Here is a 3,908-nt window from a genome sequence, read left to right as displayed (position 1 = left end):
GTGTCAATATGGACTGCTTACAAAAAAGCTACGTTGAGTATAAACTCAAACGCAGCTTATTCAAAATAGTGTCGAATTAAATGCAAGGCAGATACTGACATTATTTTCTTTCCATGTTCACTTAGAAAATCAACCGTTGTTGCCGTGGGGTTTCCATATTCATAAGCAAGAGCAAGTTGATCTTTAACATCATTACTGTTCAAAATAGAATCAGAATAAGCAATTGCTAAATAATACAAATCATTGTACTTATATAAATATGATGAAACATCATCACTCTCAGCAATTTTCGCAAAATCAATCAAATCTTCAAAAGAATCAAATGTAATTACTTGCCAGTTAGTATGTTGAATCTCATTATCCTCTGAATCATTAACCGCTGTTTTCCTTTGATCTTGATCCGGACTATTTTTTTGAATCAAATGTTGCTTAATATATTTGGACACCTGGTCATTAATTGGTCCATGCTGTTCATTCCCAGCAAAATTAGAATCATTTTTACTAATAAATAATTCTAAGCCATTATTAGTGGGCATCACCTGAAAAGTAACCGCATCGTTGTTTTGGAATTGGTGATCAGTATCTACTTCTTTCAGGATACTATAAAAGAAATCCTCAATTTGCTGATGATCGCCAAGCAAATCTAGAATGGTGATACCCCGAGCAGATAAATCATCATTATCTACCAAAACGCGAATAGTATTTTCATTAATGCGTTCCATCTCCATTGAGCAGCACCTCCTTTTACCAAAACTAGATGTTACTTCTATTGTAAGGATTTTCGCTTAAAAGTAAAGTTACTCGGTTAAAAGAATAAAAAAAGGAAAGCATATCACTTTCCATATTCTATCAGTTAAATCATATTTGCTTTTTCTTGAGCTTCTACTAGTTCAAGTTCACGAACCTTTCGAGGTAAGAAGCGACGGATTTCGTCTTCGTTGTAACCCACTTGAAGCCGTTTATCATCAATAATAATCGGACGTCGTAATAATCCTGGATTTTTACTAATTAACTTAAACAGATCCTTCATCGACAAGTCATTAAGATCTACGCTCAACTTTTGGTAAGCTTTAGACCGCTTTGAAATAATGTCTTCAGTACCATCTTCAGTCATCCGTAAAATATTCTTAATTTCATTTAAAGACAATGGTTCAGAAAAAATATTCCGTTCCTTAAAAGCAATATCATGTTCTTTTAGCCAGGCACGTGCTTTACGACAAGACGTACAACTTGGAGACGTATATAGTGTAACCATTTCGTTTAGTGGCCTCCTTTATTAAGTTAAACTAGAACATTCATTAATACATTGTTTATTATACTCCCTATTCAATTAATATTAAAGCGATATAACAAAAATTATTGACTTTTTGTAAGCTATCTTACTATTATATTTTCCATTTATGTCTTATCAAAAATAAAGTAGATAAAATTTACAATTTAATTATTTTACATTAAGTTGTACTATAATAAGTATGACTACTAACTTCTGAGGAGGAATTAATATGTTAACAAAAATTAGCTTAACATTTGGTTCACGACAAATTTTACAATCAATCATTGATAAATATCCCGAACGTCATTTTAAATTAATGCAGGCAACTACTCATACAAGAAAATTAGCATTATTTGACCTTTCTGGAAAAGATACTATTTTTCAATCACCAGTAAAATTAACAACTCTTGATTCAACGCTAGATGCTCAATTAAATGGAATGTTTTACTACCAATCATTTCAAGTAAACGGTGACCGTCAAAAGCTACTTTATAATACACTTCAAAAGGTATTAACTGAACCAGCTGACATGAATGGTGGTTATATGCTTAGCGTTGATAATAAAGCGGAAGCTACTACTTTAGTTTTACTGACTGCTTGGGCTGATTTTGAAGCCTTAACTGCATGGAAGGAAAGCGAAACCTTTACATCCTTAAAGAACTTCACCAGTATTGGGTCAGACAATAGTTACTATGATGAAATTTACAAACCCATTTTTTAATAAGTAGAATAACATAAGGGCATTTGCCAATGGTATTTAACTGATACCTACAGCAGGACCATGAATTAGCATTTTCGGTAATTCATGGTCCTGTTTTTTTGATCTGTATTTTTATCAACTGTTTACTTTGGCCAATAAAAAAACTCCCCCACCTATACGTAGGAAGTTTTTATCTATCACTAATTAATACGGTCCGTACGAGACTCGAACTCGTGATCTCATCCGTGACAGGGATGCGTCCTAAACCAACTAGACCAACGGACCAAAATTGCGGGGGCTGGATTTGAACCAACGACCTCCGGGTTATGAGCCCGACGAGCTACCAGGCTGCTCTACCCCGCGATAATAAAGATGACCCGTGCGGGATTTGAACCCACGATACCAGCGTGAAAGGCTGGTGTCTTAACCACTTGACTAACGGGTCATTACGGAGAAGGAGGGATTCGAACCCTCGCACCGCTTGCGCGATCTACACCCTTAGCAGGGGCGCCTCTTCAGCCACTTGAGTACTTCTCCAATGGGCCTAAATGGACTTGAACCATCGACCTCACGCTTATCAGGCGTGCGCTCTAAACCAGCTGAGCTATAGGCCCATATCTAAAAGCGGGTAACGAGAATCGAACTCGCGACAACAGCTTGGAAGGCTGTGGTTTTACCACTAAACTATACCCGCATAATATTAAGTTAATGGCGCGGGACGGAATCGAACCGCCGACACACGGAGCTTCAATCCGTTGCTCTACCAACTGAGCTACCGAGCCAAATATAAACGGTCCGTACGAGACTCGAACTCGTGATCTCATCCGTGACAGGGATGCGTCCTAAACCAACTAGACCAACGGACCAAAATTGCGGGGGCTGGATTTGAACCAACGACCTCCGGGTTATGAGCCCGACGAGCTACCAGACTGCTCTACCCCGCGATAATATAAGGAGGATGAGGGATTCGAACCCTCGCGTCGCTCTCACGGCCTAGCGGTTTTCAAGACCGCCCCCTTCAGCCACTTGGGTAATCCTCCATAATGAATTAATAAGATTAAACAATAATGATTCATCAAAGCTAATCTCTGATGGACCTTGTAGGACTCGAACCTACGACCGGGCGGTTATGAGCCGCTTGCTCTAACCAACTGAGCTAAAGGTCCAAAACAGCCAGCCAATCGCGGCGGGGGGGATCGAACCCTCGACCTCCCGGGTATGAACCGGACGCTCTAGCCAGCTGAGCTACACCGCGAAAAAACTAATAATATATTAATTTTATAAATCGGGAAAACAGGATTCGAACCTGCGACCCCCTGGTCCCAAACCAGGTGCTCTACCAAGCTGAGCTATTTCCCGAAAAATGCACCCAGAAGGAGTCGAACCTTCAACCTTCTGATTCGTAGTCAGACACTCTATCCAATTGCGCTATGGGTGCATAATAAGTGCCGAGGACCGGGATCGAACCGGTACGGTTATCACTAACCGCAGGATTTTAAGTCCTGTGCGTCTGCCAATTCCGCCACCCCGGCATTATAGAACTGGCAAAGCGGAAGACGGGATTCGAACCCGCGACCCCCACCATGGCAAGGTGATGTTCTACCACTGAACTACTTCCGCATATGAAAGTGCCGACTAGAGGATTCGAACCTCCGACCCCCTGTTTACAAGACAGGTGCTCTGCCAACTGAGCTAAGTCGGCAATTGACACTTTATTTTTTATTATCAGATATAGTATCTGATAATGAGCCGTGACGGGCTTGAACCGTCGACCCTCTGATTAAAAGTCAGATGCTCTACCAACTGAGCTAACGGCTCATGAGCTTAATCGCTCAATGGAGGATACAGGGCTCGAACCTGTGACCTCCTGCTTGTAAGGCAGATGCTCTCCCAACTGAGCTAATCCTCCATAAGCGTGGCAACGTCCTATCCTCG

Annotated in this window: 3 protein-coding genes and 19 tRNA genes; 1 reads left to right on the top strand and 21 read right to left on the bottom strand. The window is 40.7% G+C overall.

Features of this window, described 5'->3' with window-relative positions; all coding sequences use genetic code 11:
* Positions 1 to 56 precede the first annotated feature (56 nt).
* Positions 57 to 728, bottom strand: coding sequence for an adaptor protein MecA (locus AACL61_RS04185; RefSeq protein WP_102816077.1), 672 nt, complete (start codon positions 726 to 728; stop codon positions 57 to 59).
* 125 nt (positions 729 to 853) lie between these two features.
* The gene (gene spxA, locus AACL61_RS04180; RefSeq protein ID WP_085650540.1) at positions 854 to 1,255 is read right to left on the bottom strand and encodes a transcriptional regulator SpxA; all 402 of its coding nucleotides are present in this window, start codon (positions 1,253 to 1,255) and stop codon (positions 854 to 856) included.
* Positions 1,256 to 1,502: 247 nt separating this feature from the next.
* Here spxA and AACL61_RS04175 point away from each other — a divergent pair, with 247 nt between their 5' ends.
* On the top strand, positions 1,503 to 1,994 hold the full coding sequence (locus AACL61_RS04175) for a hypothetical protein (RefSeq protein ID WP_339111016.1): 492 nt from the start codon (positions 1,503 to 1,505) through the stop codon (positions 1,992 to 1,994).
* A gap of 189 nt (positions 1,995 to 2,183) precedes the next feature.
* Here AACL61_RS04175 and AACL61_RS04170 read toward each other — a convergent pair.
* The 19 genes from AACL61_RS04170 to AACL61_RS04080 all read right to left on the bottom strand — a co-directional run bounded on the left by AACL61_RS04170 (position 2,184) and on the right by AACL61_RS04080 (position 3,882).
* A tRNA-Asp gene (locus AACL61_RS04170) sits at positions 2,184 to 2,258 on the bottom strand.
* A 4-nt stretch (positions 2,259 to 2,262) separates the two neighbouring features.
* Positions 2,263 to 2,336 (bottom strand) — tRNA-Met (locus tag AACL61_RS04165).
* Positions 2,337 to 2,346: 10 nt separating this feature from the next.
* Positions 2,347 to 2,418, bottom strand: a tRNA-Glu gene (locus AACL61_RS04160).
* Between the two features lie 4 nt (positions 2,419 to 2,422).
* Positions 2,423 to 2,510 (bottom strand) — tRNA-Ser (locus AACL61_RS04155).
* A 2-nt stretch (positions 2,511 to 2,512) separates the two neighbouring features.
* Positions 2,513 to 2,587 (bottom strand) — tRNA-Ile (locus AACL61_RS04150).
* 9 nt (positions 2,588 to 2,596) lie between these two features.
* A tRNA-Gly gene (locus AACL61_RS04145) sits at positions 2,597 to 2,667 on the bottom strand.
* 15 nt (positions 2,668 to 2,682) lie between these two features.
* A tRNA-Phe gene (locus AACL61_RS04140) sits at positions 2,683 to 2,755 on the bottom strand.
* Between the two features lie 9 nt (positions 2,756 to 2,764).
* Positions 2,765 to 2,839 (bottom strand) — tRNA-Asp (locus AACL61_RS04135).
* A gap of 4 nt (positions 2,840 to 2,843) precedes the next feature.
* Positions 2,844 to 2,917, bottom strand: a tRNA-Met gene (locus tag AACL61_RS04130).
* A gap of 8 nt (positions 2,918 to 2,925) precedes the next feature.
* Positions 2,926 to 3,013, bottom strand: a tRNA-Ser gene (locus AACL61_RS04125).
* Positions 3,014 to 3,065: 52 nt separating this feature from the next.
* A tRNA-Ile gene (locus AACL61_RS04120) sits at positions 3,066 to 3,139 on the bottom strand.
* Between the two features lie 15 nt (positions 3,140 to 3,154).
* A tRNA-Met gene (locus tag AACL61_RS04115) sits at positions 3,155 to 3,228 on the bottom strand.
* A 30-nt stretch (positions 3,229 to 3,258) separates the two neighbouring features.
* Positions 3,259 to 3,332, bottom strand: a tRNA-Pro gene (locus AACL61_RS04110).
* 5 nt (positions 3,333 to 3,337) lie between these two features.
* A tRNA-Arg gene (locus AACL61_RS04105) sits at positions 3,338 to 3,411 on the bottom strand.
* An 8-nt stretch (positions 3,412 to 3,419) separates the two neighbouring features.
* Positions 3,420 to 3,505 (bottom strand) — tRNA-Leu (locus AACL61_RS04100).
* 16 nt (positions 3,506 to 3,521) lie between these two features.
* Positions 3,522 to 3,593: transfer RNA gene (locus AACL61_RS04095), tRNA-Gly, on the bottom strand.
* A 9-nt stretch (positions 3,594 to 3,602) separates the two neighbouring features.
* A tRNA-Thr gene (locus AACL61_RS04090) sits at positions 3,603 to 3,675 on the bottom strand.
* 43 nt (positions 3,676 to 3,718) lie between these two features.
* Positions 3,719 to 3,791: transfer RNA gene (locus tag AACL61_RS04085), tRNA-Lys, on the bottom strand.
* Between the two features lie 18 nt (positions 3,792 to 3,809).
* Positions 3,810 to 3,882: transfer RNA gene (locus AACL61_RS04080), tRNA-Val, on the bottom strand.
* Positions 3,883 to 3,908 lie beyond the last annotated feature (26 nt).

The sequence above is a fragment of the Limosilactobacillus reuteri subsp. porcinus genome (genome assembly GCF_036621895.1).
GTDB classification, from domain to species: domain Bacteria; phylum Bacillota; class Bacilli; order Lactobacillales; family Lactobacillaceae; genus Limosilactobacillus; species Limosilactobacillus reuteri_J.
The sequence above is the reverse complement of the archived record's forward strand: the minus strand, read 5'-3'. Positions and strand labels throughout refer to the sequence as shown.